Origin of the sequence: Hyperthermus butylicus DSM 5456 (genome assembly GCF_000015145.1) — an archaeon.
GTDB classification, from domain to species: domain Archaea; phylum Thermoproteota; class Thermoprotei_A; order Sulfolobales; family Pyrodictiaceae; genus Hyperthermus; species Hyperthermus butylicus.
The window spans coordinates 49024-72978 of sequence record NC_008818.1 but is presented as its reverse complement, the minus strand read 5'-3'; the positions used below and the strand labels follow the sequence as shown (position 1 = coordinate 72978).

The 23955-nt window shown below is 52.6% G+C and carries 23 protein-coding genes, 1 tRNA gene and 1 pseudogene; 11 read left to right on the top strand and 14 right to left on the bottom strand.

What is annotated here, in order from left to right; translation table 11 throughout:
• The first annotated feature begins 46 nt into the window (after nt 1-46).
• Together HBUT_RS00425 and HBUT_RS00420 are read left to right on the top strand one after the other, a co-directional pair.
• Nucleotides 47-454: a cupin domain-containing protein gene (locus tag HBUT_RS00425; protein WP_011821274.1), complete on the top strand. Its 408-nt coding sequence runs from the start codon at nt 47-49 to the stop codon at nt 452-454.
• Between the two features lie 67 nt (nt 455-521).
• The gene (locus HBUT_RS00420; protein WP_011821273.1) at nt 522-1208 is read left to right on the top strand and encodes a phosphoribosyltransferase; all 687 of its coding nucleotides are present in this window, start codon (nt 522-524) and stop codon (nt 1206-1208) included.
• A gap of 34 nt (nt 1209-1242) precedes the next feature.
• On the opposite strand, the gene HBUT_RS00415 is transcribed toward HBUT_RS00420, so the two are convergent.
• From HBUT_RS00415 to HBUT_RS00395, 5 genes and pseudogenes are all read right to left on the bottom strand, one after another.
• Complete coding sequence (locus HBUT_RS00415) at nt 1243-2358, bottom strand: hypothetical protein (protein WP_011821272.1); 1116 nt, start codon at nt 2356-2358, stop codon at nt 1243-1245.
• 203 nt (nt 2359-2561) lie between these two features.
• On the bottom strand, nt 2562-3611 hold the full coding sequence (locus tag HBUT_RS00410; RefSeq protein WP_194840481.1) for a phosphate signaling complex PhoU family protein: 1050 nt from the start codon (nt 3609-3611) through the stop codon (nt 2562-2564).
• Between the two features lie 334 nt (nt 3612-3945).
• Nucleotides 3946-4316: pseudogene (locus HBUT_RS00405) on the bottom strand (PaREP1 family protein).
• A gap of 395 nt (nt 4317-4711) precedes the next feature.
• Complete coding sequence (locus tag HBUT_RS00400) at nt 4712-5239, bottom strand: hypothetical protein (protein ID WP_153801336.1); 528 nt, start codon at nt 5237-5239, stop codon at nt 4712-4714.
• 118 nt (nt 5240-5357) lie between these two features.
• On the bottom strand, nt 5358-6023 hold the full coding sequence (locus tag HBUT_RS00395; RefSeq protein WP_153801335.1) for a hypothetical protein: 666 nt from the start codon (nt 6021-6023) through the stop codon (nt 5358-5360).
• 294 nt (nt 6024-6317) lie between these two features.
• Here HBUT_RS00395 and HBUT_RS00390 point away from each other — a divergent pair, with 294 nt between their 5' ends.
• Together HBUT_RS00390 and HBUT_RS00380 are read left to right on the top strand one after the other, a co-directional pair.
• Nucleotides 6318-6608 carry a hypothetical protein gene (locus tag HBUT_RS00390; RefSeq protein ID WP_048061346.1) on the top strand — a complete coding sequence of 97 codons (291 nt, stop codon included), beginning with the start codon at nt 6318-6320 and terminating at the stop codon, nt 6606-6608.
• A gap of 550 nt (nt 6609-7158) precedes the next feature.
• Complete coding sequence (locus HBUT_RS00380; protein ID WP_011821268.1) at nt 7159-7530, top strand: hypothetical protein; 372 nt, start codon at nt 7159-7161, stop codon at nt 7528-7530.
• A gap of 307 nt (nt 7531-7837) precedes the next feature.
• Here HBUT_RS00380 and HBUT_RS00375 read toward each other — a convergent pair.
• From HBUT_RS00375 to HBUT_RS00365, 3 genes are all read right to left on the bottom strand, one after another.
• Nucleotides 7838-7915 (bottom strand) — tRNA-Val (locus HBUT_RS00375).
• Between the two features lie 89 nt (nt 7916-8004).
• Nucleotides 8005-8379 carry an ArsR/SmtB family transcription factor gene (locus HBUT_RS00370; RefSeq protein ID WP_011821267.1) on the bottom strand — a complete coding sequence of 125 codons (375 nt, stop codon included), beginning with the start codon at nt 8377-8379 and terminating at the stop codon, nt 8005-8007.
• Between the two features lie 145 nt (nt 8380-8524).
• Nucleotides 8525-9424, bottom strand: coding sequence for an RIO1 family regulatory kinase/ATPase domain-containing protein (locus tag HBUT_RS00365; protein WP_011821266.1), 900 nt, complete (start codon nt 9422-9424; stop codon nt 8525-8527).
• A 134-nt stretch (nt 9425-9558) separates the two neighbouring features.
• Between HBUT_RS00365 and HBUT_RS00360 the strand changes: the two genes are divergently transcribed.
• Both HBUT_RS00360 and HBUT_RS00355 read left to right on the top strand, forming a co-directional pair.
• The gene (locus HBUT_RS00360) at nt 9559-10014 is read left to right on the top strand and encodes a hypothetical protein (RefSeq protein WP_011821265.1); all 456 of its coding nucleotides are present in this window, start codon (nt 9559-9561) and stop codon (nt 10012-10014) included.
• Nucleotides 10015-10082: 68 nt separating this feature from the next.
• On the top strand, nt 10083-10562 hold the full coding sequence (locus HBUT_RS00355) for a hypothetical protein (protein ID WP_011821264.1): 480 nt from the start codon (nt 10083-10085) through the stop codon (nt 10560-10562).
• On the opposite strand, the gene HBUT_RS00350 is transcribed toward HBUT_RS00355, so the two are convergent.
• Nucleotides 10559-12709, bottom strand: coding sequence for a metallophosphoesterase (locus HBUT_RS00350; protein WP_048061344.1), 2151 nt, complete (start codon nt 12707-12709; stop codon nt 10559-10561). The two genes, HBUT_RS00355 and HBUT_RS00350, sit on opposite strands and share 4 nt — an antisense overlap.
• 199 nt (nt 12710-12908) lie before the next feature.
• Nucleotides 12909-14258 carry a hypothetical protein gene (locus tag HBUT_RS00345; RefSeq protein ID WP_011821262.1) on the bottom strand — a complete coding sequence of 450 codons (1350 nt, stop codon included), beginning with the start codon at nt 14256-14258 and terminating at the stop codon, nt 12909-12911.
• A 208-nt stretch (nt 14259-14466) separates the two neighbouring features.
• Here HBUT_RS00345 and HBUT_RS00340 point away from each other — a divergent pair, with 208 nt between their 5' ends.
• From HBUT_RS00340 to HBUT_RS00330, 3 genes are all read left to right on the top strand, one after another.
• Nucleotides 14467-16020, top strand: a complete 1554-nt coding sequence (locus tag HBUT_RS00340) for an ABC transporter substrate-binding protein (RefSeq protein ID WP_011821261.1) — start codon at nt 14467-14469, stop codon at nt 16018-16020.
• Entirely contained in the window at nt 16010-17905 is a 1896-nt protein-coding gene (locus HBUT_RS00335) for an ABC transporter permease (protein ID WP_011821260.1), read from the top strand. Before HBUT_RS00340 ends, HBUT_RS00335 begins: the two co-directional genes overlap by 11 nt.
• A 64-nt stretch (nt 17906-17969) precedes the next feature.
• Nucleotides 17970-19073: an ABC transporter ATP-binding protein gene (locus HBUT_RS00330; protein WP_011821259.1), complete on the top strand. Its 1104-nt coding sequence runs from the start codon at nt 17970-17972 to the stop codon at nt 19071-19073.
• Here the strand turns inward: HBUT_RS00330 and HBUT_RS09390 are convergent.
• From HBUT_RS09390 to HBUT_RS00320, 3 genes are all read right to left on the bottom strand, one after another.
• Nucleotides 19070-19240 (bottom strand): hypothetical protein, encoded by a 171-nt coding sequence (locus HBUT_RS09390; protein WP_153801334.1) that lies wholly within the window; start codon nt 19238-19240, stop codon nt 19070-19072. The genes HBUT_RS00330 and HBUT_RS09390 overlap by 4 nt on opposite strands.
• A gap of 164 nt (nt 19241-19404) precedes the next feature.
• A complete protein-coding gene (locus HBUT_RS00325; protein ID WP_011821258.1) occupies nt 19405-21240 on the bottom strand; it encodes an ATP-dependent DNA helicase in 1836 nt (611 codons plus the stop codon).
• A 253-nt stretch (nt 21241-21493) separates the two neighbouring features.
• A complete protein-coding gene (locus HBUT_RS00320) occupies nt 21494-22126 on the bottom strand; it encodes a cysteine hydrolase family protein (RefSeq protein ID WP_011821257.1) in 633 nt (210 codons plus the stop codon).
• A gap of 113 nt (nt 22127-22239) precedes the next feature.
• Here HBUT_RS00320 and HBUT_RS00315 point away from each other — a divergent pair, with 113 nt between their 5' ends.
• Nucleotides 22240-22446, top strand: a complete 207-nt coding sequence (locus HBUT_RS00315; RefSeq protein ID WP_011821256.1) for a DUF5622 domain-containing protein — start codon at nt 22240-22242, stop codon at nt 22444-22446.
• 99 nt (nt 22447-22545) lie between these two features.
• Nucleotides 22546-23172, top strand: coding sequence for a DUF1028 domain-containing protein (locus HBUT_RS00310; protein WP_011821255.1), 627 nt, complete (start codon nt 22546-22548; stop codon nt 23170-23172).
• Here HBUT_RS00310 and HBUT_RS00305 read toward each other — a convergent pair.
• Nucleotides 23169-23894 carry a DUF357 domain-containing protein gene (locus HBUT_RS00305; RefSeq protein ID WP_011821254.1) on the bottom strand — a complete coding sequence of 242 codons (726 nt, stop codon included), beginning with the start codon at nt 23892-23894 and terminating at the stop codon, nt 23169-23171. The genes HBUT_RS00310 and HBUT_RS00305 overlap by 4 nt on opposite strands.
• Nucleotides 23895-23955 lie beyond the last annotated feature (61 nt).

Here is a 23955-nt window from a genome sequence, read left to right as displayed (position 1 = left end):
CAGCATTTAACCCTCTGCCAGCTAGTCCTACATGGTGTAGCTCGTCTTGCCTGTTCTGCGTGGTTCCTGCGGCGAGAAAATAGGCAGGGCCCTGGATGTAGAAGCTGAGGATGTAGTCATAGCTGGCAGGAAGCTAGAGGGTGTCAGGATACGCTGGCTCATAAGGGACTCCGACGGTGCCCGGGCGTTTGCGATGAGGTATTTTACTATGGAGCCTGGCTCCCATATACCGGGTCACAAACATCCATGGGAGCACGAGATATTCGTGATCAAGGGCTCCATGAAGGTGAGGATAGGCAGTAATACATACGACGTTGGGGAGGGTTCGTTCATATTCATACCGCCCAACGTGGAGCACGAGTACTGGGCTGGTAGCGAGGGTGCACACTTCCTATGCCTCATACCCCTAAAGCCAACGGTTGACGAGAACTATGATCCCTGCAGCCAGGCATAGCTGGGAAGACCGGGGATAGCCGTTATTTATCCCTCTTTTTACGTCCCCGTTAGGGTGAAGTATCGGGTTGCCGCGCGTTCCCGTCAAGCTTGTTACCTGGCAGGAGATTGTTGAGTGGAGCCGCGGTCTTGCGAGGAAGATAAAGGAGTCGGGCTACAAGCCCACAGTCATTATAGCCGTGGCGCGTGGCGGCTACGTGCCCGCTAGGCTTCTCTGTGATTTTCTCGGCGTAGAGAATCTTCTCAGTGTGCAGAGCCAGCACTGGACGGAGGCTGCCAAAGCTGCTGAGCGTGCCGTGCTCAAGTTCCCATATCGGGTTGACCTTCGTGGCCACCGCGCGCTACTGGTAGACGACATCGTGGATACTGGCGAGACTGTAATGCTTGCGCGAGACTACGTATTGAGGGAGTGGAGACCCGACGAGCTCCGCGTAGCTACGCTCCAGTGGATAAGCACGGTTGCCAAGTTTAAGCCCGACTACTACTACCTAGAGGTTAAGGAGTGGGTGTGGTTCCAGTACCCGTGGACGCGGCTTGAGGACGTGACACAGTTCGTCAAGAGGATGATGCAGGAGGTCTACAGGGAGGAGGGTAAAGAGGAGTGGAGCCTAGACGAGATCAAGGCTAAGTTCAAGGAGTGGTACGGTATAGACGTCGAAGACTTCTACTACAGCGATGCCCTCGAAATGCTTGTGGAGCAGGGCGTTGTTGAGCCCCTGGACGGCGGCCGCTACAGGCTTAAGGCGAAAAGCTAACACTACCCGGCAAACGGGGTTATGATGTAACCAGCTATCGCTGACCATGTGACGAGTTTGGCCTTTGCTGAACCCCCTCATTCTCACGGGGAGACCCTTCAACCTCTAGCCCGGCCATCCTTGCCGCCCGCACGAAGTCCCTAGGTGTGAGGGGCAGCCATTTACACAGCTCCTCGTAGAGCGTCCACGGTACTGTTCTCTTCTTGCCCCGGCTCCACCGGGCGATCTCTACTGCTGCCCGGAGCCTCGCATCACGGGGGCTCATCACGGAGCGTATGGCCTGGTCCAGGTCTCCGCAATACTTGTAGCGGGCGCGGAGGAGTATCTCGACAAGCATGTTTATCCGGTTGGGTACCCCATGGACATCGCCGTGGAATAGGAGCCGGCGGGGCTCGGCTAAGCCCCGGAGGCGGAGCCTAGAGGTCTCGCCGGGTCTCGGCAGCCGGTCAACTATACCCCCAAGGATGAACGCGTCAGCCTCCAGTACCTCGCTCGGCGTGAGGGGTTTCTCCGCCGAGGGGTCGAGCAGTATTATCCTTCGGGCCCCCCGGAGCATTGCTGCCTCGTCGCCTGGCAGGCTGGAGATGCTCACCGAGCCGCGGCCCATGAGTAGGCGTAGCCACTCAAACCCGCCCTCAGGAATACCGGCAAGGAGGAGGTGGCGGTCCCAGAGATACCTACGTACAACACCTAGCGCTGCTGCGATTTGCTTACGCAGGCTCACCAACTCCCTCGGACTGTGCCGCCACAGAAGACTCATCTCTATGACGATCAAAGGTTTAAGCTGGCTTGGCAGCTTCTCCAGCAGCATCCAGCGCCAGTTAGCGTCCCGCACATACACGGCGTCCGTGCGGGTGTCGCCGTCGCCGCGTATGAAACTATACTGCCTACCCATGTACTCCTCGCTGTACACAACACCGCCCACGTAGCCCTTATCCTCCCGGAGCCCGCCACCCCAGACGAGTATGCGTACAGTCAGCTCCTGGAAGGGGTCCTCCGAGAGCCGGGAGGCTTCGACGTGGACGCGGCTGCCGATAGAGTAGTAGCCGTGCTCTCCGAGGAGTTCGAGGAGCCTGTAGCGGGGTCTCTCACGGGCACCAACAAGCCTGGAGACGCAGCCAGAAGGGTCAGCTACCGTGAGGCACGTCACCGCACCGGCTCTGCATGGGGGTGAGGGGAGGCTCATCATACCCCCGGCACATAAAGCCATACAACAAGTCCGGGCCTAGATATATCCGCCCATTCCCCCAGGCCGGGCCCGATATAGGGGTGTGCCTGGCTGCTCTGTCCCGGATGTGATGACGGCTAGATATGCTGAGAGCGTGATGACGGTTTCTGGTGCTGAATCGCTTCCTAGCTCTTCCGCTGATCCAGGATCTCCGCCAGCATGCGCCTGTTGAGTGATAACTCAAACATGTCCGTGTTATAGTCCACTATACGGCGTGCGCTCTCGAGAAACCTTTGCATAAGCATGGCCGAGCTGTAGTCGAGACTTCCAACTATTTGGCGTGCTATCTCGTCGTTCTCTGCGCGGAGCCTCGAGGAGGCCTCCACGCCGCGGTCAACCCTCTCGGGGCTAGGGTTTAGGAATGTCGTGACAGCATCGCGGTAGTTCTCAAGCACGCCGGCCAGGTGCTCTACGACACGATCCCTAACACTGCTATACCGTGTCCAGAGCCCGAGCCTGAACCCCTCGAGCGCACTACGCGCCATTCTCGAGACGTGGTCGCCAGCCCGCTCAACGTGTTTTGACGCCATGAGTATGAGGCCGGCCTCCGCGGCGGAGCCAAGCCCTATCTCGCCCGGCTGGCGGTGACCAGCGAGTACGCTGACAAGCTGCCTGGATATGAACATGTAGAACTTGTCTACAACGTCGTCCCTCTCATCGATCTCGAGTAGTGTAGCCTCGTTGAGTTCCCGGAGAGCCGTGATAAGGTCATCAAGCATCAACTCAACGGTCCTCATGAGCCTGCGGACGGAGGTGCTAAGCGGGAGGCTAGCCTCGTCAGCAACAACCTGGAACACTATGCTCGAAGAGGACTCCTCGACAACCTCCACGCCGATAAGCCGCCTCGAGACAAAGTCGCGAAGCCCCCTCAGCACCTCGGCGCCAACCTGACCCCGGAACACCAGCTCGATGACATCAGCGCCGACAACATAGTAGGAGACCAGCCTACGCACAAGCTCGCCAACACCCCATCCAGGCTCAACAACAATCCGGGTAGTAATGCTTGCCCGCCCACCCCCAGCCCCAACGGGCCTAATCCTCAGAGAGCCATCAGGCTCAACCGACACGATAACCTCAGAGCCCTTACCGAGACGGTGAAGCCTAATCCACTCCTTCGGCAGCGTTATAACATACGATCCGCCGCCAGTAGCCTGAATCCGCCGCGTCTCCCCCACAAGACACCCCAGAAACAAGAACCACCACATGCCTGGGCCAAAAAGAATGTCACCAGCAACCCCAAGAACCATAGCGTGCGGGCCCAACTCACCCCCACACGCCCAGCAGCGCGCGGGGTCGCCGCTCAGCCCCTCATCACGCCATGCTCAGCGGGGTTCTCCTCCCCCCAACCCCTACAGCAGTACACGTTGAAGCATAAGTACCAACCGCCACCAAGCAAGCCGGATCACGACAAGAACAAGCATGCCATCGCAAAACAAGGGGAGGAAATACTGTATCCGCTACCATACCCTATCAAGCCTGCTGCTTAGACGCCTCACATACCCCAAGGCATTAACCAACGCCGACACTGCAACCCCTCCGGCCTTCCCTCCTGGTTGCTGGCCTAGTTTGTTTGTATCCGGATTTTGATCTCCATGACCAGCTTTCTGCCCTCTTTAGCGCATGCTCTACGTGCCACTTGGTGCACCAGCCCTCGTAGAAGCAGGTATGCATAGCATTGGCCTGGGCCCAGGCGTCGGCAACCCAGTCTCCAAGCTCCCTGGCAAGCCTCCCAGCGTAGTCCATAGTTCCCCGTGGCTAGCCAGTCTCCTGCCTTCCCGGAGCCAGGCATTGGCTTTCACGGCTAGCGCAGCAGCGCCCCAGGCCTTCTCGGCGGCTTGGCGGACGTCGCCTTTCTCTAGCTCCTTCCTCGCCTGCTCCAGTAGTGCCAGGGCAACATCGATATAGTCACGGGCATGGTCCGCGGGATCCAGCCCCTCCCGAGAGCCTCAACGATAACCTCCTCTGGGGGGGACACAGAGCCTCTCAGCTTCTCGGCGAATCCCCTCGGCTATACGTGGAGGAAGCACGACAAGCATTGACAAGGCTTCCAGCAACCCACCAGGTATAAGCCCCAACACGTACCCATAAAGCTATGCTAGCTCCGTCCCCGTCCTCGTGGCTGAAGCTACGCAGCGCCAGGAGCGCTAGTTAGCGTGGTAGCCGAAATATACTGCGAACTATAGGTCAGCCCGGCAAGACAAAGGGTGAACGAGAAAGATAGACATCCAGCTCTAGTCCATGCATACGCCATTACGGCACAATGTACTCCAGTGGTCTACCGGGCTTCCACTATGAGCACCGTAATGTCCGGGCTTGTGATCTCCTGCTCCGTCAGCATGCAACTTGCCCGTCGTAGCTTGTGCTCGGCCTCCCTTACTGGCGGCGGAGGCTCCGGGATGTCGATTTGGTTCTCGGCAAAGAGTGCTAGTGCCTCGGTTTCATCCTCGTTTTCTAGGCCGAGTGCGTGGACAAGCTCGTGGAGGAGTATGTGTGCAACGTAGTCGGGGTCTGCCAGGGTGTGGGGCGAGAAGACTATCCAGCCAGTGTCCCCCGTACGGCCCTCAACATAGAACGCATTGACGGTCTCGCCCTCCTCGTCGACGACTAGTGCGGGGGTAATGGCGAGCCTGCTAGCCCCGAGAAGCTCATCGAGCCTCCTCCGCAGCATGCGGCACAGTTCGGCATCGCCACTAGGGCACTCCTCAAGTCTCTCCTTGGCGCGCTCCACTGCCTCAAGGAGCCGCCCCGCGAGGGTGTCAGCGTCTACGCCGAGAACCTCCAACGCACAGAAACCACGCCCCACAGCAACCTACACTCCACACTCTCCCCATGACTCTCGGCTCCCGCACGCTGCTAGCACAGCAAAAGAAATAGAATAGCTGCAATTACCCGTTCCTTCTTAGCGTTTGGAGTATCTCGCTCTAGCACCGTTCGACGAACTCCAACACTTCACTTGCTAGGTCCCTGCACTCCTGGCTCCACCGTTTACAGTCTTCGGGGCTTCTGCAGACACCCTTGCTGGCCAGGTCTAGGACCACGTGCAGGTCCACCAGGTACTTGCAGCAGTTGTCCCGCGCAAGTATAGCCTCATCAGTACAGAGGCCTCCTTCAACATGCTCCGTACACAGTAAGGCTGCAAGAACACGGCCCAGATCGATATAGGTTGTGTGACAGTTCTTACCCCATTTTTCTATTTGAGGTCGTGTGGGAGCCAACAGGGGGATCGAAACTCCGGGCTTGGGTATCAATTCGTACGCCTGGCATATCTCTCTAGCCTGCTTGTAGGTTAGTCCTTCCCACTGCTTCTTTGAGAGACAGCTATAGTAGGCAATGTTACAGTATTCTTGCCAACGCTGGAGCCTTTCAAGGTACTTCTTGTCCGGCTTGTAGCGGGGCCCCTTGCACCACTTTGGCTGCTCGATAGCAGTCAGGTCGTAAAGGTAGCTGTCCTCTGGGCAGAAGTTACGGGACAATCGATCATGAGGTCGATAATGTTGCTCGATTATGCCGGGCTCGCAGTCCAGGCCTAGCTCTCTGGCTACTGCCCAGAACTTGTGAACCTGGAGACTGGCTACCAAGCTCACCAAAATCATATGCTGGAATTATAGATATAGGAGCCTTAATTTTGTCCAAGCCGCTCTATGTGGTGACGCTCTGTGGACAGTACGATGGATACGTTGCATGATTTTCTCTCTGGAGTGTGCTAAGGTGCTGGTAGAAGTGTTCATGTGGAGGGCGGGCACACTTCAAGGCTAACACTCCTGGCCCTGATATCGTTATCGGGCATGTTAGCCTCGCACTAAGCTATGGTGGTGCAACTGTGAGCATAAAGGTGTTCGTGCCGGGTAGTACATCATATATAGCATACATCATATATAGCAATGTCATCCGGTATATTTGCAGCCTATATACCACAGGCTAGAGACTGGGCTGTAGGATATGATACGGCAAGAGCGATAAAGAATCATGATTGGTGGACTTGCGACCACAAACTAGTGATCAACAGTCAGACAAAACAGTTTACAGAGTATGTTAGCTGTTATCGGATAATAGCAAGAAGAGTAACATTTAAGGCTAATGGATACATCGAGAAGACGGGCATACCATGCTTCGACGACAAACACTACTTCAGCCCTGACGCCTCGTCTGTTGTAAGCCTAACCATAGGTTGACTAGCTTAAACTAAACGCTACTTGAAAGCTGAAAGGGAAACGTAGTGGGGTGGGGGGAGTGGAGTACAGCTCCACGAGAGGGGTTTTCGATTAGCCCTTCTCTCACTCCTCATACTGCTTATGTTTGTTTCTGTCCCTTTCCGGTCTCACAGTGAAAGCACGAACGGCTGATGAGCCGGGTGTGGACACTAGGTTACTCAAGTATTTCTGCAGCTTTGAACTCTTTGATAAGTCGAAAAACAAGACTGTGTTAAGGAATGTCTTCTATACGCTTGAGCTGCATATTGCTAATACTAGTGACGATAAAACAACCGTATTGCTTATCCTTAGAGGGCCTACATTTGACGAGTTTAAGGTTTTAGCGAGGATCTATCATTTAAGTATGCCACTAAATCTTAGCTTAGAGGATTACTACCAGATAATGTATGGTAATGTAAATACTTCTATTAAAGCGTACTATGTGGTGGACTAAGAGAGTAGCTATGTTGTCAACTTTAAGGAGTTAGGGTTCTTCCCACTATATTCCACTATTGAGCTAACTGAAGAGGTTGTGGAGAAGTTAAAGCCAGTATTTAACGGTAAACCACTAATGTGCCCCGAACATGGATGCTACATTGTCTCCTCCAGCAACGCTTATCCCTACATGGTTGTGTTGATATTAGCTGCTCCCGACGGTAAGCCCGAACTACTCTTTAAACGCCACTATCTCGTTGCTGGTTACAATATAGAGTTGCCAATTAATAGAACGCATGTGCTATTACTTGAGGATGTTAAACCCTACCCTGAGACTGTGCAACTACTCTTGAGCTTACCGGACTACAAGTTATTCCATAGAGGCATAGAGGACTACCTGTCTTTTGCGGCTGTTGCAGCTGTGCTTGCCGCCTCAGCCTATGCTGCTAGAAGACTTCGGAGGAGGTAGATGTCATGCACTGTCCGTTGTTGCTTTGAGTACCTGGCTAGTAGGGGAGGGACGTGTTTTTCCTCTTAGCTAGGTTGACTTAGCTTACTAACCTTCTTTATTAGTTCGCCCTCTCTTGCCACTGGCTTACTTTCGCTCATCCTGTTCTAGTCTTTGTGCTTGTGGTAGGGGTTCTAGCATCCTTACTGTGCTGTCCACTATGCTCATAATCTGTGTCCCGTGTTGTGTTGGTGACTCTTGTGCTACCTTTTGAGTTTCCGCTACCGTGATGTTATGTCCTGCAAGGAGGTAATTTGGGGAGTATGAGTGGTGGGCCCGCGGGGATTTGAACCCCGGACCTCCGCCGTGTCAGGGCGGCGTCCTAACCAGGCTAGACGACGGGCCCGACCAACACTCTCCATAGTATTGGGTAAAGAGGCCACGTGCGCAGGCTATAAACTTAGCTTTCGTAGCGTTTACAGTTCGGACTAATTGTCAATGTTGCTGTTCTTCTTGTTCAGGGGGTGCAAGTACTATGCGTATCTCTCTAACAGTTGTCTTGGCCACCTTCCTTACTCCCCTCACGCCGGGCTTGTACTCGGAGCGTACTAGGCCTATTTCCTCGAGCCTTCTCACTTGTGTAGATGCATTAGCCTTGCTTTGACCTATCATGTCGGCTATTTCGCCTATGTCTGCCTCACGTCGCAAGAGTTCTATGAGTATTCTAATCCTCGTTGGGCTTGCTAGAGCACTACACACACGGTAGATATAGTCCTCACCGGATACTACGAGAACACCATCCTTCTCCATAATTCCCTCCTTTATGGTTTCCTCCCTACCTTTTACCTCATTCTCCGGGGCTGAAGCCATTTACACCACCCAAACATAGTCTTATTGCTGTTACACGTTTTTTAGGTCTACGCTTCAAGGAAACCAGTAGCATAAATATTTGTTTCATTTTATAAGTCAAGACTAGTATGGTTCCCTAATGATAGGACTGTAAACCAGAGACACGCTAGACAGTTTCAACCTCACCCTTAACGTATTTAAGTGCTTTCTCAGCATCAACCTCTACGCCATACTTTTTACGGAAGAACCTTACGATGTACTCCACATCGCGGCGAAGTAGCTGCTCTGCTGATGGATGTTCTCGCTCAACGTATTGTGGCCAGTCTATAATATACGGCTTCTCCTCCTCATCCTCTATCACAACAAGCACATTATACTCACTTAGGTCTCCATGTACTATGCCTACGTCTAGGTAAGCCTTACGTAGAGTCTCAAGTATCCTCTGCAGCATGGACTCCGGGTCTATAGGGTCCTTGTACAAGTATAGCTCAACACCCTCAAGATATTCTGTTACAACTGCATGTCTGCTATATCCCAGCGGCTTCGGTACAAGCGCGCCCTCGCGATAGAGTTCCTCTAATACCCGGTACTCCCGCTGCCCAGCAACCTTGGCTATCTGTAGCCAGGTTGCATATGGCCTATCAGCAGCGTAAGTTCTAACTCTTACAACGCGCTGAAAGCTTGTCCTTCCCACACGATGGAATTTTACTATGACCCTCTCCCCGGTAGGTGTTAGCCCAGAGTATACATCGCTCTCTTTGCCAACACCGAGTTTGTCCCCCAATGCATGTAGGATACCGCGCTCTACAAGCGAGTGTATGGCTAGCATGTCCAGCCCCATGTAGGTTAGGCGGTAGCCCACATACTCGCCTAGCCTCCTTCTCACCAGTTTTAGCTGGTTGAGCTTCTGTAAGCTCATAGCCACATGGCTCGAAGGCATTCTAAGCCTTCGCTCTATAAGTTCTACCGGAACATACTCATAGCGTGGCATCTCCCTCTCGATTACTTGCAATACTTTGAAGTCTCTTGGCACGAGCTTCTTATATGTCAATGCTAGCAGCACCATCCCTAGAACCCCCTTACCCCGCTGTGGTCCACAAGCCTATAATCTAGACGACTAACACTATTTAACATGTATAATGTTGTGGGGAAAGCTTATAGGGGTTTTGCTGAGCAAAGCTATAGTCTGGTGGACTATCTGTGGGACCAGCCGAGCTTGAGCACGTTGATGCCGGCGTGGGAGAGTGTCTACAGAGCGTCCGGAAGCTCAAACCACTGCTGCCAAGGAGGGGCGAGCCCTTCGAAACATACCTTCTGGAGTGGGCTCGGTTTAAGCGTCAGCTAGCCGAGGTTGCTGCAAAATGCCTTGCAAAGTTCGTGCCCAACGCGATAAAGGAGATATACTATATTGATCTCGCCGAAGATGGTGTGGGACGGGATGTGGATCTATTCCTTGTGGTAGATGAGAGCCGTGTCAATAATCCCGAGGAGCTTACAGAGACTTTCGAAGCCATACTCTCGAAGCTAATACACCTAGCCGGGATAGACGCGCTTAAGTATACAACTGCACCAAGTCTATTCGAAATACACGTCAGCAAACGCGGCATATACGGGTCCAAGACGCTTCTAAGCAACGCTATAAGGATATACCCGTAACCGCCCCGCGTAATAGTAGAGCTTTATGTACCCCTCCTTCTGGCTCTCAGGTTAGGGCTCTACCTCCCTTGGCAAGTGGTGTCGAGGATCTAATTGTAAGCTGTGTACAAGATAGACTTGGCAAGTACTCTAGTAAGATCGCACAGCTTCTGAGACTCCTAGTGCTGGGTAGTGAAAGACCACGCTGGGATAGCTTTGAGTGGCAGCAAACCAAGCGCTATATTGGCGAAGCTATTGCTGAGTGTATCTGCCAGCTAGCGGGCTGTAGTGTCTACCGACTAGACATGCACGGTGGCGAGCCTAGCGAGGGACTAGGAGACAAGGACATAGACTTTGCTATTAGCTGTTCAACAAACAATATGCCTGACGTAAGAGAGCTAGAGGCCAGACTTGAAGATATCGTTGCAGAGCACCTCTCAGGAGTCATAGGTAGCAACATATATCGATTCTTATCGGTACCAAACATAGTTGAATTACATGACGTTAATGAGTTCCTTATAAAAAAGTATGTTGAGGCTGGACCTCCCTATGTTACTAAGCTATGCTAGCTCCTCCTGACTGCCAAGAGGAATATTGCCGCCCCGACAGCCACAGCTACGGCAACCAATACTATCACCATAGTGCTGGGTCCGCTAGCTTCTGGTGATGGCTGTGTTGTTGGTGTTGTTGGTGTCGTAGCTGTAGGGGGTGTCTCGGCTGGCTGTTCCTCGACAGGTTGCTCAACAAGTTGCGATGGTTGTTCCTCAGCACTCTCTGCCGGTTTTGTTTCAGTCATATTTTCTGCTGGCTGTGATTGTGTGATCTCCTCTTTGGGCTGCTCGGTAGGTTGCTGGGCTGGTTGCTCCCCGACAGGTTGTGGAGCCTGATATTCTATTGTTATTGTCTTGCTGGACTCCTTACCGGAAGCATCTATAGCTGTTATTGTTACAACTGCCTTTGTAGTGTTTAGCTTTTGTAATACGACGCGGTATACGTCACCAGTCTTCGACGGGAGTAGCTCAACCTTCTTGCCATCGTACTGTAGTGTTACTAGAACCTTGGCTACACCCCACGAGTCATCACTAACAGTAAAGGTTATTGATACTTGGCGACCTATTGTAGGCGACTTCGGCGTAACCCTCTTAACAGTTATTGATGGGGGCTCCAGGTCTTCAGTAGTGTATAGTACTAGCTTGTAGGTATAGCCTACCTTGGGTGGTGTATCAGCTATCCCGTAGGCTACGCAGCCCAGTGGTGTACAACGTAGCTCTACACGGTCAAGGCCCTTCAACAGTGCCTTTACAGTTTTGCCTTCGAACTCCTCAGGTACATGTACTGCTAGCACGGTCTTCTCCATGAGTTTTGCAACATTGCTGTTTCCTAGCGTGAATAGCATTGCTACTGCATTCTTCCCCGTTACATAGGCTACCGTGGTGTTCTCCGTGCTGAAGCTTGCATGCAACTCCCAGGGCTTGCCATCACCGTAGATCTCTAGGCCTCCGTCAGCTGTTACCTTGATTATTCTGAAGCCATGATAGTCGTTACGGTATGTCCTGACACTTCCGCCCGTCGACGTTGTAACGATGTACTGTATCTTGGAGCCGTCGGGTCTCTCTACTAGGGCATAGGAGTCCATGTGTATATGGCCGCTTAGGACGAGTATCAGCTTAGCCTTGTTAGCCATTATACCCTCAATGAGTGTCTTTAGCGACTCATTGTTTGCCAGCCAGCTTGAGTAGATGTACGTGTACGTGCTGTCAGGCTTATTTGATACAAGTATCTCATATAGTTCGTCGGCTGTTGATGCCTTAAAGACTGTTGGCTCTTCGCCGTAGAGGTGAGTGAAGTGCGGATGATGGAATAGCAATATCGTTACGGGCTCTTGGGAGGACTCAAGGATTCTGCGAGCCCACTCGGCCTGGTCATCCGATATGTAGCCCTCGCTGCCACTGTCGATGCCCACGATGCGGTATAGGTTGAAGATTGATAGCGTGTAGTTGAATGGGCCCCTGTACACCGTGTAGAGTTTAGAGCCCGCTACATGGTCATGGTTTCCTGGCACCCCTATGAGAGGCTTGTTGAGGAGCAAGTCAACGTCAAGGCTTTGCATGTATTCGTAGCCGTTAGCCGTGTCTGCAACATCACCCGTGTCTATTACTATAGTGTTTGCTGGCAGGCCCAGAGCGATAACGGCTACTGCTAGGTCATAGTTTGCAGCAGCCCTACCATTAGCATTTACCACTCCGAAGTGTCTATCGCTAATATGTACTATTAACATCTCATTGTAGTCCGAGGATTTGCCAACATAAACCGCGTGAGGTTCACCGACAACCTTATCGCTAAGGAACACTATGAGGTCATAGACTCCTTTTACTGCATCGCTTGGAACTCTGACAGTGTAGAGTGTATCACTTATCGCTTCAACACTACACTCGTAGCTGTGCCCGTAGCCGTCGTCTATAACAACCTTCTCAACAGTGGCAGGCTGCGAGATTACAAGCTTAAACGTGCCACCAGCTTCTACGAAGGCTGGCGCTGAAAGCCGAGGGTATACTATTAAGCCCTTGGCAAGCTCCGCTTTGACGGCACGTGTTGGAATAGTCACTTCTACGATCTTCTCCTCAGTTGCTGAAACCTGCACAATCCCCGCAATAGGTAGCATTAGGAGTGCTAGTATAGTTAGAGAAGCAGCTAAACTAGCTAGACGGGGTGCCATGTACCCCCCCTCCAAGAAGGGGGAGGAACGGCTACTCTACCCTAAATTCTTTGAGCACAAATTAACTCTAAAGGAAATACAATGTTCCAAAGCCTAACAGTTAGACATCACAGCATGCATGATGGGGCATGAAGAAAAATGTTGATGTGCTTAGGCAGATGCACAGCTATGCTTGTGAAACGATTCTCTCGCCTACCACCTACTTCTTCCTAAGCGCTAGCGCTGCAGCTATGAGGGCTATTAGGCCAAGGATTATGCCACCTGCACCGAGCACCATGGCGTTGGAGGCCTTGCTTGAGGCACTGGAGGCGGTATCCCTAACCGATGCCAAGTCGCTCTTAACACCGTCCACGTCAGCCTTCACGGTGTTAAGAGCGTTTTCTAGGCTCTTTACCTTGGAGTCCTGGACTGCTAGAGCATTGTCCACATAGCTCTTTAGCTGGTCTATTTGACTGGTTACAGTTTCAACCGTCTTTGCTACCTCCTCGACAGCCTTGTTGACTGTTTCCTCTAGTGCCTTGAACGCCTTTAGCTCCGCGTAGTTGCCGGTAGCCCATAGTATTAGGTTTCTGAAGAACCTTGGACCGTCAAGGAGGTAGCCGTAATACTCAAAGGTTAGCATTGACTGATAGCCAAAGTATGGCGACTCGCCACTGACTATGATTACCTTTCTGCCATTCTCAGTCTCTAGAATCTCAGCAGCCATTAGCACAAACTTGCCACGCTCACCAGCCATGTGAGCGTAGCCCATCTCGGTGGCTCCGCTAGCTTGGTGCTCTACTATTGTAGCTTCCTCCGTTGTCACTATTATCGGTATGATGTTTTCTGGAGTGTTAGGGTCCGTCACCTTATGCCAATCGCCATTCTCGTCGACCCACGCCACCGCGCCGGGGCCATGCATTAGCACCTTCTCTGCGCCAAACTTTAGCAGCTCAGCATCATATCTCGCTGGCGGCTCCACATAGGCTATTACACGGTAGGACCTCTTAGCACAGGATGACGGGTCTTCTACACTCACATAGTCGCTCCTAAGCTTTACTGGAAAGCCCGACTCGGCGAGGTAGTCGAGAAGATCGTTACATATGTGTTGAGCTGCCTCCTGGGCACCACCCTGTGCCGGGTAGTCGCTATCAGTGGCACACCAGAGCGCCTTAGCCGTGGCGCTACCAAGCCATGATGCTATGGCCTCCTTCTCGGCATCACTTAGCGGGTATATAGGCTGACCTATAATTATCATGTCTATTGACAGCTCGGAGTCCGATAGAGCAGTGGCAATGTCACCGAATACTATTTTGTAGGCATGCTGCATTATACACTTAGCATGTGACTCGGGAAACGCCGACAAGGCATCCTCGCTCGGCAGTACTACAACCCAGTAGGCATCGGGCACCGCCGACATCATTGCACATACTCCGTTGCTGTTCTGGCCATGCGACAGGTCAACCAGTATCGTTGGCAACTCAAGCCTTGCAGCTGTAGCTGTTAGGGGTGCATACGCCGAGATTACTATGAGAGATACAACAACCAGGGTATAGAGGAGGCGCTGCATAGTCTTTCACCCCTAGCCTAGTGAGGGAGCGATGTGTCTCACCCTCTTATCCGGGCAAATAAGTACATATCCATGAGATATTTAAAACTACATGGTTAATTGACTATACACAACGCTATTAATAATTTTCAATCACTCGCGATAGGCCCAGGATTGCAAACTTTATTACACAATGCAGTACAATTCGGCTCTACGCGGGTAAGAGGGTATGGCGTCCCGAAACATAGTACTTGCTATAGGTATTATAGTTGCAATAGCTGTAATAGCTGGGGTAGTCTTGCTCACCGGAGGCAAGGAGAAACCTGCAGCTCCCGAGCAGCCAACAACACCCACCACACCTAGCACTGAGCAGCCCCAGCAGCCAGCAGAGCAGCCTGAAACACAGCCATCAGAGGAGCAGCCGCAAGAGCAACCACCGGAGACGCCAACACAACCAACTACTGAGTGTAAGGAGTGGATTGAGCTAACAGTGCTTACAAGGCATCCTGCCGATATCCAGGAGCAGGCTAGGGATCTATTCCTAGAGTCGGACCTCGCAAAGAGGTATTGCGTCAAGGATATAACGTTCATAGCTGTACCACCTGGCCTCTGGCAAACCTTCATCGAGAAGCAGAACATAGACGTAGCCTGGGGCGGCGGCCCAACGCTCTTCGATCTCCTATTCAAGAAAGGGCTGCTGAAGCCCCTCGAGACACAGATAGCGCTTGAGGCCGCGAGTCAAGTACCTGACACCTTTGCTGGCCAGCCGCTCAAGAGGGTGAAGGATGGCAAGGTGTATTGGGTTGCAGCAGCAATAGCTAGCTTCGGCTTCACCATTAACACAGAGGTAGCCCAGCAGCTCGACTATGATGTATCAAAGCTCAAGTCCTGGCGCGACCTCGCAAGCGATGATCTCGGCCTCATACTTGTACAGTACAATACTCCGGCACTAGCAATAGCCGATCCAACGCAGAGTACCAGTAATACAAGGATCTATGAAATCATTCTTCAGACGTACGGCTGGGATGAGGGCTGGCGCATACTAACCCTCATGGCTGCAAATGCACGCATAGAGCAGAGTAGCGGCCTTGTGCGCGACGACGTTATAGCGGGCATAGTAATGGTAGGCATCACTATAGACTTCTACGGTTACACAGCCGAGAGAATAAATCCAGCTTGTAAGTACATACTGCCCGAAGGTGAGACGATAGTTAACGGCGACCCAATAGCCGTGACGATATCCACGAAGCATCCAGAAGCTGCAGAGGCTTTCATAGCGTGGGTACTAACGGAGGGTCAGAAGATTTGGCTAAGCCCCGAGATTAACCGGCTACCAGCAAACCCCAAGGTCTTTGAGACCCCGGAGGGCCAACAGAGGCCTGATCTACGTGATGCATACTATCGCGCAATGCAAGTTAAAGTGATACAATTCAACGATACGCTAGCATTGGAGATAGAGACTGCTATGAGACAGTATTTCAAGGCAACGCTAGTAGACGAACACCAAACATTACAGCAAGCATGGAAGAGGCTCCTAGAGGCATACTATGTCGAGAAGAAGATAGACAAGGCTACATTCGAAGCGCTTAAGCAGAAGCTAACTGATACAGTTGAATACAAGGACCCGCTCACCGGCGAGATTGTAAAGTTTACGTTGGAGGATGCCAGGAGAGTAAATAAAATATTGGAGCAAAACCCAGCAGTAACCGAGAAGTACATGAGCGCTTGGCGTGAAGCTGCTAGGCAGAAATACGAGGAGGTCCTAGACGCCCTTGGCGGCTAGGCAGAAGCTCATAGATATCGGGAGGAATGCGTTATTAGCCGCCAAGAGGGCTATACCCAGGGCCAAAACCGATATCGAAATAATACTTTTACTCTACATACCCCTTGCAACAATATTTTTCGCGTTTATCGCACCGCTACTAGTAGTTATAGCAGAATCTTCTAAGGCCGACTTCGGCTCGTTATTTAGCGATAAATTCTACGTTGATTTTAGCTGGAGATCCGTTAGCAGGCTCATCGAGATACGCGTGCTCCCGGATACGATACGAATAACCGTTAATGGCTTCAACTTCGGCGTTATAGGAAACACTATAGTGAACGCGGTAATCGTTACACTTGCCGCTGCAGCACTAGGCACGACTGTTGCACTACTTGTGGGCCTTTACCGGTTCCCTGGCCGTCGTATATTCGCCATTATAGCTTACATGCCACTTCTCATAGCTCCCCTGGTGAGCACCTACATTATTAAGTTGTACTTCGGCCTTGGCCTTCACCTCAATACATTCTCCTACCTAGCTAGCATGATTACCGAGCCCCTTATCGGTAAGAAGATTTCGATAGCCTTTGCAGGACAGGCGGGTGTCGCACTAGCACAGATACTCATGTTCTACCCGATAGTCTACATCAATGTATTGGCTGCCCTTGCAGCTGTAGATGCCACACTTATCGAGCAGGCCATAAACCTGGGTGCCAGGGGGTTCAGGCTTCTGCGCCGCATAATTTTACCACTAATTATGCCTGGTATTCTTGCAGGTTCAACACTCGTGTATATTCTCAGCATAGAGGATGTAGGCGGACCAATAATCTTTAACTATCCATACTTCATGTCGTTCCAGGTATACGATAACTTCCGCGGCATTCAAAGTGAAGCCTTGCGAGTAACCATTGCAGCGCTAAGCCTCCTAATGCTAATCCTCGCTGCCATACCACTGGTTTTCGTTAGGCGTTATTTGAGCCTTAGATACTACGCAAGGCTAGCCCGAGGTGCGCCACGCCCCTTCCACGGCCTACCACTAGGCCGTAAGGGGCTCATATTCGCCTATCTTGTAGTGCTCCCGGTAATATTGCTCGCGGCTTCACCCCAGATTGGCGTCGCACTATTAGCGTTTAGTAAACGTTGGATCGGCCCAACACCAGAGCTGCTGCCACCAGATAGGCTTTTCGTGAACTTTGAGGTGCTTGGCCGTGTAGCTGGCATCGTTAGAAGCATCGAGAATAGCGTGGTATACCTATCCCAAGCAATAGTATTCATTGCCATTCTAGGCTTTATGATTGGCTACGCAGCCGCCAGAGCTAGGCTCCCAGGTGCAGGGCTGCTAGACATACTGTCCTCGCTGCCCCTAGCCGTGCCTGGCCTCGTCGTCGCATTTAGCTACTACGTGTTCTTCATAACATACTTCCGTGGCACCCTCCTCGACCCAGCCATCTATACAGCCAACGTACTCGTGCTAGCATACGTTGTGAGAAAGATTCCGTTTACAGTAAGGGCTGTCTTTACGTCTATCATACAGACCCCGGAGGAGCTCGAGGAGGCTGCTCGTAGCCTCGGCGCCAGGAGGGCTAGGGTATTGCAGCGCATAGTTATACCGCTGGTCTGGCGTGGGCTGCTAGCAGGCCTACTACTCAGCGCCATCCATGTCCTTAGCGAGGTTAGCGTTAGTATCACCCTTGGCGCTCTCAAGGGGAGCCTCATATCAGCTAACCACACTGGCCCAATAACCTTTGCAATACTACAGCTGCTCACCGAGGCAACAATAGTTGAGGGCGGCACACAGCCACACGCCAAGGCGGCAGCACTTGCAGCAATACTAATGACTCTTGAGGCTGTAGTGATAACGGTTGCCTCAAGGCTTACGAGGAGGGGTCAAGCTCTTGTCAGCGTCTGAGGACCGGCTGTGGAAGGATTTAGCCCTCAGTGCTGCAGAGCAGTGTAGCCCGGGGTAGCTGGTATTGGGCTACATAGAGGTTCGTGACGTAGTGAAACGCTTCGGCAAGACGGTAGCCCTTAGGGGGGTCTCCCTGACCATTAAGAGGGGCGAACTATTCGCTATACTAGGCCCCAGCGGCTGCGGCAAGACCACGCTCCTAAGGGTTATTGCTGGCTTCGAGGTTCCCGACAGCGGCAAGGTCTACATAGACGGAGAGGATGTCACAGAGAAGCCCCCGGACAAGCGTGGCACTGTAATGGTCTTCCAGAACTGGGCCTTGTGGCCACACATGACCGTCTATGAGAACATAGCATTTGGACTTAAGCTGAGAAAGCTACCAAAGAGCGAGATAGATAGGCGCGTCAAGTGGGTGCTAGATCTCCTGGGTCTGCAAGGGCTTGAGAACAGGTTTCCTGGACAGCTTAGTGGAGGACAGCAGCAGCGCGTAGCCCTAGCTAGGGCTCTAGTGGTTCAGCCCCGTGTCCTCCTACTCGACGAGCCGCTAAGCAATCTTGATGCTAAGCTCCGTCTCCGCCTCCGTGGCGAGCTAAAGAAGCTTCAGCGCCAGCTAGACATAACAATGGTCTATGTCACCCACGACCAGGAGGAAGCTATGGCACTAGCAGACCGCATGGCTGTTATGAGGGAGGGTATGGTAGAGCAGGTTGGCACACCCGAGGAACTCTACACCAACCCCAAGACACTCTTCACAGCAATGTTCCTCGGCAGAACATCACTGGTCATAGGTAAGGTTGTCGATATAGAGTCTGACTACGCTATAGTAGCTGTTGGCAGGAGCCTATTCAAAGCCGTAAACCATGGCCTAGGAAAAGGTGATGAAGCAGCTATAGTGATTAAAGCTGATGGTGCACGCACTCGAAAACCCGAGAACCCCGAAAACTACACCATCATCTCCGGCAAGGTAACCGTGTCAATGTACCTAGGCTTATTTAACGAGGTTAGACTGGTAATAGAGGATTCGAGCTATGAGGTTATGTTCAACCTGCCGGGTGAGGAGGAGCTACCAAAGCTTGGCAGCAAGGCCGAGATCTACGTGCCGCTAAAGAACGTACATGCGTTCCCAGTGGAGGAGGAGATAGTGAAGACCATAGCCGAGCAAACCTAGCCACGGAAAACCCTTTCGATCTCACTTCTCAGCCTCGTCAGCTCCTCTCTCCTCGCCATAATTATCCTTGTAGCTTGCTCCTCTAGCTCTCTAACCCTACTCTCATACTCCTCAGACAGCTTCTGGAGAGTCTCCCTCAATACCGCATCAAGACCCTCAACCACCATTACAGTGTCACCTCTGAACTCCACCCAGAGGGTTTGAAAGACGAATTGTGTTAGGGGATGCGGCCGGGAGTGACCCGCCCCCTGCTCATCTGTTCCCCGGGACTCGGGGCCTTGTGCTCGCAGGGGACCGGGGTTCCAGGCGTGAATTGTGCTGCCGTCTCCCTTTAAACCTTGAGTTTTTCTGCTGCAGCCCGTACACGCGCCACGTAGTCCTCTAGCGTGGCTGCATACGCGTCTATTCGTAGTCGTAGGTATTCTCTCAGCCTTCTTCTCGCAAATCTCACATCACCGAGGATTATGAGCGCACGGTCCTTCTCGCTGCGACGCACCCTCCCTACTGCTTGTCTTGTTTTTACTGCCGCTGTGTAGTCGTAGAGAAACGTCTTGGCCTCAGTCGTGCCCATGCGTTTTGCCAGTACTTCATATTGATCTGCTACATAGTCATCCGGCTGAGGGTAGGGCACACCTGCAACAAATACTGTTTTGATTAAGCTCTCGCCGTTCTCGACGATCTCTATGCCCTCTGTTAGCTTTCCACCAGCTACCGCATGTATTGCTACGTGGCCGTGTCTCCGTACATACTCTTCTACCTGCTCTATACTTGTGTCGCGTCCCTCTACGACCATTGGCTCCCCGCTCAACAGATGCTTGAGGTGTGAGAGTATGGCCTCCATAAACTCATAACTTGGATATACTATGAGCACTGCGTTCCTAACCGCTCTAAATGTTTCTGCTATGTACTCGGCGTAGCGCGCATACATCTCTCTACTCCTACTCGTGTAGCGCGAGGTTATCTCAAGCGCTAACACTGTATAGATGTTCTCCGGTGGGAATATATGGCCGTGCAGCAGCTCCACCTCGTAAACCTTCATTGGCTTCCTTATGCAGAGTACGTCGCGGAGGATACTTGACGCGGGCATTGTACCGCTAGAGAGGATTACGGCCTTGGCCTCGTTTAGTGGTTTCTCGGTAACGCTACACGGCTCCACCGGTAGCGCTATGAGGACACGGCGACCATTCTCCTTGCGGAGGTAGACCCCTGTATCCTCTCGGAACACCATGGCTGCGAAGTTGGCTACCCTTGTTAGCGCTACACTGAGCTTAACTGGAGCACCTTGCTCGAGGCGTTCACGTAGCTTTGCAGCTCTTACCTCCTGCGCCGCATCGAGCCATAGGTCTGGCTCTGCAAGTATGTCTCTGATCTTGTTCTTCTCAAGCCTCTTCATAGCCATTCTCGGAGCTGTACTAGACGACAGCATGTCGAGGAGCTTTTTGAGCGCTACTGTCAGCTCTCCTGGCAGGCCGTACTCCTCTATCTCGTCCAGTGCCGCCCGAAGTGTTTCAAGCGTGAGCCTTGCCTCTAGCATGGACTGTATAGTGAGCAGTGAGTGGGCCTCGTCAACGACTACGACGAAGTCGCCATAGGTTAGTGGCTCGAAGACGCTTGTGAATATGTCTTCGCGGAAGAGGTAAGGGTAAGTAGCAACCGTTATCGCTGCACGGGTTGAAGCTAGGCGGAGCGAGAAGAAGGGGCATAGCCCGGCGTTCCTTAGAGCTGCTACAACTTCTGACGGCTTGCTCTCGCCTATGCTGGTTACTATTGCTTCTACGGTCTCCTCACTAACCTCGACAAGATTCTCATGGTACATACACTCGCCTCGCAGCCTTAGGAGCCTGCATGTCTCCCAGAAGTCCTCGGTTGCTAGCTGCTCTCCTGCAAGGAGTGGGCACATGCGCCTAGCACTGTAGAGGAACGAGTACCGCTCAACACCGAAGCGCCGAAGTTCCCTCAACACGGGGGCTATCTCATTCCTAGTCCTTACAACGTAGAGGATGCGCTCTACACCAGCCTCAAGCAATCCATATATGATGGTTGACGTCTTGCCAAAGCCTGTAGGCGCACTGAGTACGAAGACGCCACCCTCACGCACGGTAGAGACTATAGCCCTAGCAGCTTCGAGCTGGCCCCTCCGCGGCTTAGCATAGGGAAACCTCGCCACACCTATCCTTCCCACTACTACAGCTGTCCAACACCCTCCAGCCTAAAGGTCTGGGAGGCTTGTAGACAAGCAACGGTGTACCTATGCTAGACTGCTTGCCGAGGATGTAATCCTCATATAAAAATCACGATGCGCATGCCAAGAGGCTGCTATGCTGATATTGCAGCAGTCGTGGTTGTATGGTTGATGTATAGCCGCTTCTTGGCTTTAAACTCATGCTTCCGGTTTACGGAGCACGTCTTCAGCTATCCGGCTAACGGGGCCACTTGCCCTGACCCTCAAACTCTATGCCTTTAACGCTCTCCACAACCACGCCGCGGTAGAGGAAGGTTATCTGCCGGAGTGTTAGATAGTAGTCGAACTCATTGAGCGCGCTGATACCATCCATGGGCACGTACACCTTGTACCAGCGTAGTGCTGCGCTTGCCGCTGTATGGAGAACACATATGTTTGCAACTGTCCCAACAATAACAACATTCTCTATACCATGCACACGTAGCAGATCATCTATCGGCGTACCGTAGAACCCATCATACCTAGTCTTCTCGACTACTATCTCGTTCCTGGTAGGCTTTAACTCGTCTACTATCTGCCAGCCCCAGGAGCCCTTAACAACATGTTCCCCCCATATCCTAAACTCGGGATCATCAGAGTAGTGCGTATCCATGGTGTATATAGTCATTACTGCATGGCGCCTAGCCTTTTCGAGCAGCTCCCTTATCGCCTGGATAGTCTTGGGCGCTGTTGGGACGAATAGCTTGCCCTCCGGCCTCACAAAATCGTTCTGCATGTCAACCACTATCACTGCTGTCCTGTCTGCCGACAGTCTTACAGTCTGCTCTACCGGTATCTCAGGCACCTCGACAACCTTCTTGTTGATAATCATGTGGAACTCGCCCCCGAGTAGTATAGTTCCCGAGTAGTATAGTTCTGGTCTACCCTCTAGCCTCTAAGGCTTATAGGTTGCCGGTAAGCCCGGCTGTAGCTCGGGGTGGATATATGGGCGGGAAGCACGGAAAGTACGCGTATGTCCTCCGCAACGATGGCTGGTATGTCAAGGTACGCGTGTTGAAGAGCAGGGAGGAGAATGACCCGGCAAGATACATCGTGGTTGGGCCTAAGAGGAAGGACGTACCGCCAACATATCCGGTGCTCAGGGAGGACGATGTGCCTGAGGAGGTTAAGAAGCAACTCTACACGGTCTAGCATTATCGCAGAGTCTAAACTCCTCTCGGCCGCATTAGCCCCTCTATTTTACCTTCTAGTAGGGGTGCCTAGTCTCCCTGGATGGTGGGAGCAGCAGCCTTGACCTACAGTATACTCGCCTACGACCCCCTACTCGGTCAGGCCGGCATCTCAACGGTCTCGGGCAGCATTGCTGTAGGATCTAGGGTTCCCTGGGGCCGGCACGGCATCGGCGTAGTAGCTACCCAGGCCTACACAAACCCAGCACTCGCGCCAATGATCCTTGAGTATCTCTCCAAGGCTATGAGCGCCGAGGAGGCCCTACGAAGGGCCCTTCAAAGCGACCCGAGCCCCGCACATCGGCAGGTAGCTGTAGTAGACTATCGCGGCGACGTAGCCGTACATGATGGCGAGTGGTCGCCCTCTTGGCACGGCTACTATATCCATCCCAGAGAGCCAGTGGTATGCATCGCGAACCTCGTACGCGGCCCTGACGTATGCCGCGAAGCAGTAAACGCGTTCATGGATACCCGTGGCACCCTAGCCGAGAAGCTCCTAGCAGCCATTGAGGCTGGCCACCGGGCGGGCGGCGATAGGCGCGGCGACAAATCAGCTGCGCTACTCGTCGTCGGCCAGACCGAATATGCACCATACTATGACCGTGTTATAGACTTGCGCGTAGACTATGCACCAGACCCTATCCGGGAGCTAAAGAGGATATATTCATTACTCGTGGAGGGCTACTAGCGCCGGCAAATACCGGTCGCCGAAGCCAGCTCCGTTGCCCTACATATTATCGATGTAGAGCTGCAGAGTGGACAGTCCAGCTTAGCCCGCAGCCTCTCAATTCGCGGCCTCAAACCATGCTCCTCGAGCCTTACACGCAGCCAATCCTCGTCAGCCCATTGATCCGGACCAAGAAGCACTATGTCAGGCTTAACCTCGAGGAGTGGCTCTAGCACATCCCTTCTACTACCCAGCATCGCCTTATACACATAACGCATCGCCCCGACCACGCTTAGACGCTGCTCCTCGGGGACTACTGGCGGCCTACCCTTGAATTTCTTGACAGTCTCGTCACGGGCGACAACAACGTATACTCTGCCCCGCAGCCAGGCCTCCCTTAGAAGCGTAATGTGGCCCGGATGGATTATGTCGAACGTACCAGCAACCAACACCTTTGGCCGCGAGGCAATCGCGCTTGTTTGCTCCCAGCTAAACTCTGCAAGGCCAAGCCACCGCAGCGCATCGAGAAGACCCTCAGCATAGGCTATATCGGCAAGAGCTGTAAAGACATCACCCTTCTCCAGGTAGTACCTTGCATCATTGGCGTAGGCTGCAGCTAGCTCCACAATTTTTGCAACACTACCACTAACTTTGCCCCTGAGCTTCTCTATAACTCTCTCAACATTAATGATGTATGCATCTACTCGTTCCATAGGAGGCAGGTCTTCGATCCTTCTAGGCAAGCCTTCTTGCCCCAAAAGGGGCTTGTATGCTGCTGCAAGGCATGCTATATGGCTTCACCCA

What these genes read in the sequence shown, in the direction of transcription:
- HBUT_RS00390 (WP_048061346.1), top strand. Translation starts at nt 6,318, where the DNA reads ATGTCATCCGGTATATTTGCAGCCTATATACCACAGGCTAGAGACTGG.
- HBUT_RS00370 (WP_011821267.1), bottom strand. Translation starts at nt 8,379, where the DNA reads ATGGCTTCAGCCCCGGAGAATGAGGTAAAAGGTAGGGAGGAAACCATA.
- HBUT_RS00365 (WP_011821266.1), bottom strand. Translation starts at nt 9,424, where the DNA reads ATGGTGCTGCTAGCATTGACATATAAGAAGCTCGTGCCAAGAGACTTC.
- HBUT_RS00350 (WP_048061344.1), bottom strand. Translation starts at nt 12,709, where the DNA reads ATGGCACCCCGTCTAGCTAGTTTAGCTGCTTCTCTAACTATACTAGCA.
- HBUT_RS00345 (WP_011821262.1), bottom strand. Translation starts at nt 14,258, where the DNA reads ATGCAGCGCCTCCTCTATACCCTGGTTGTTGTATCTCTCATAGTAATC.
- HBUT_RS00340 (WP_011821261.1), top strand. Translation starts at nt 14,467, where the DNA reads ATGGCGTCCCGAAACATAGTACTTGCTATAGGTATTATAGTTGCAATA.
- HBUT_RS09390 (WP_153801334.1), bottom strand. Translation starts at nt 19,240, where the DNA reads ATGGTGGTTGAGGGTCTTGATGCGGTATTGAGGGAGACTCTCCAGAAG.
- HBUT_RS00320 (WP_011821257.1), bottom strand. Translation starts at nt 22,126, where the DNA reads ATGATTATCAACAAGAAGGTTGTCGAGGTGCCTGAGATACCGGTAGAG.
- HBUT_RS00315 (WP_011821256.1), top strand. Translation starts at nt 22,240, where the DNA reads ATGGGCGGGAAGCACGGAAAGTACGCGTATGTCCTCCGCAACGATGGC.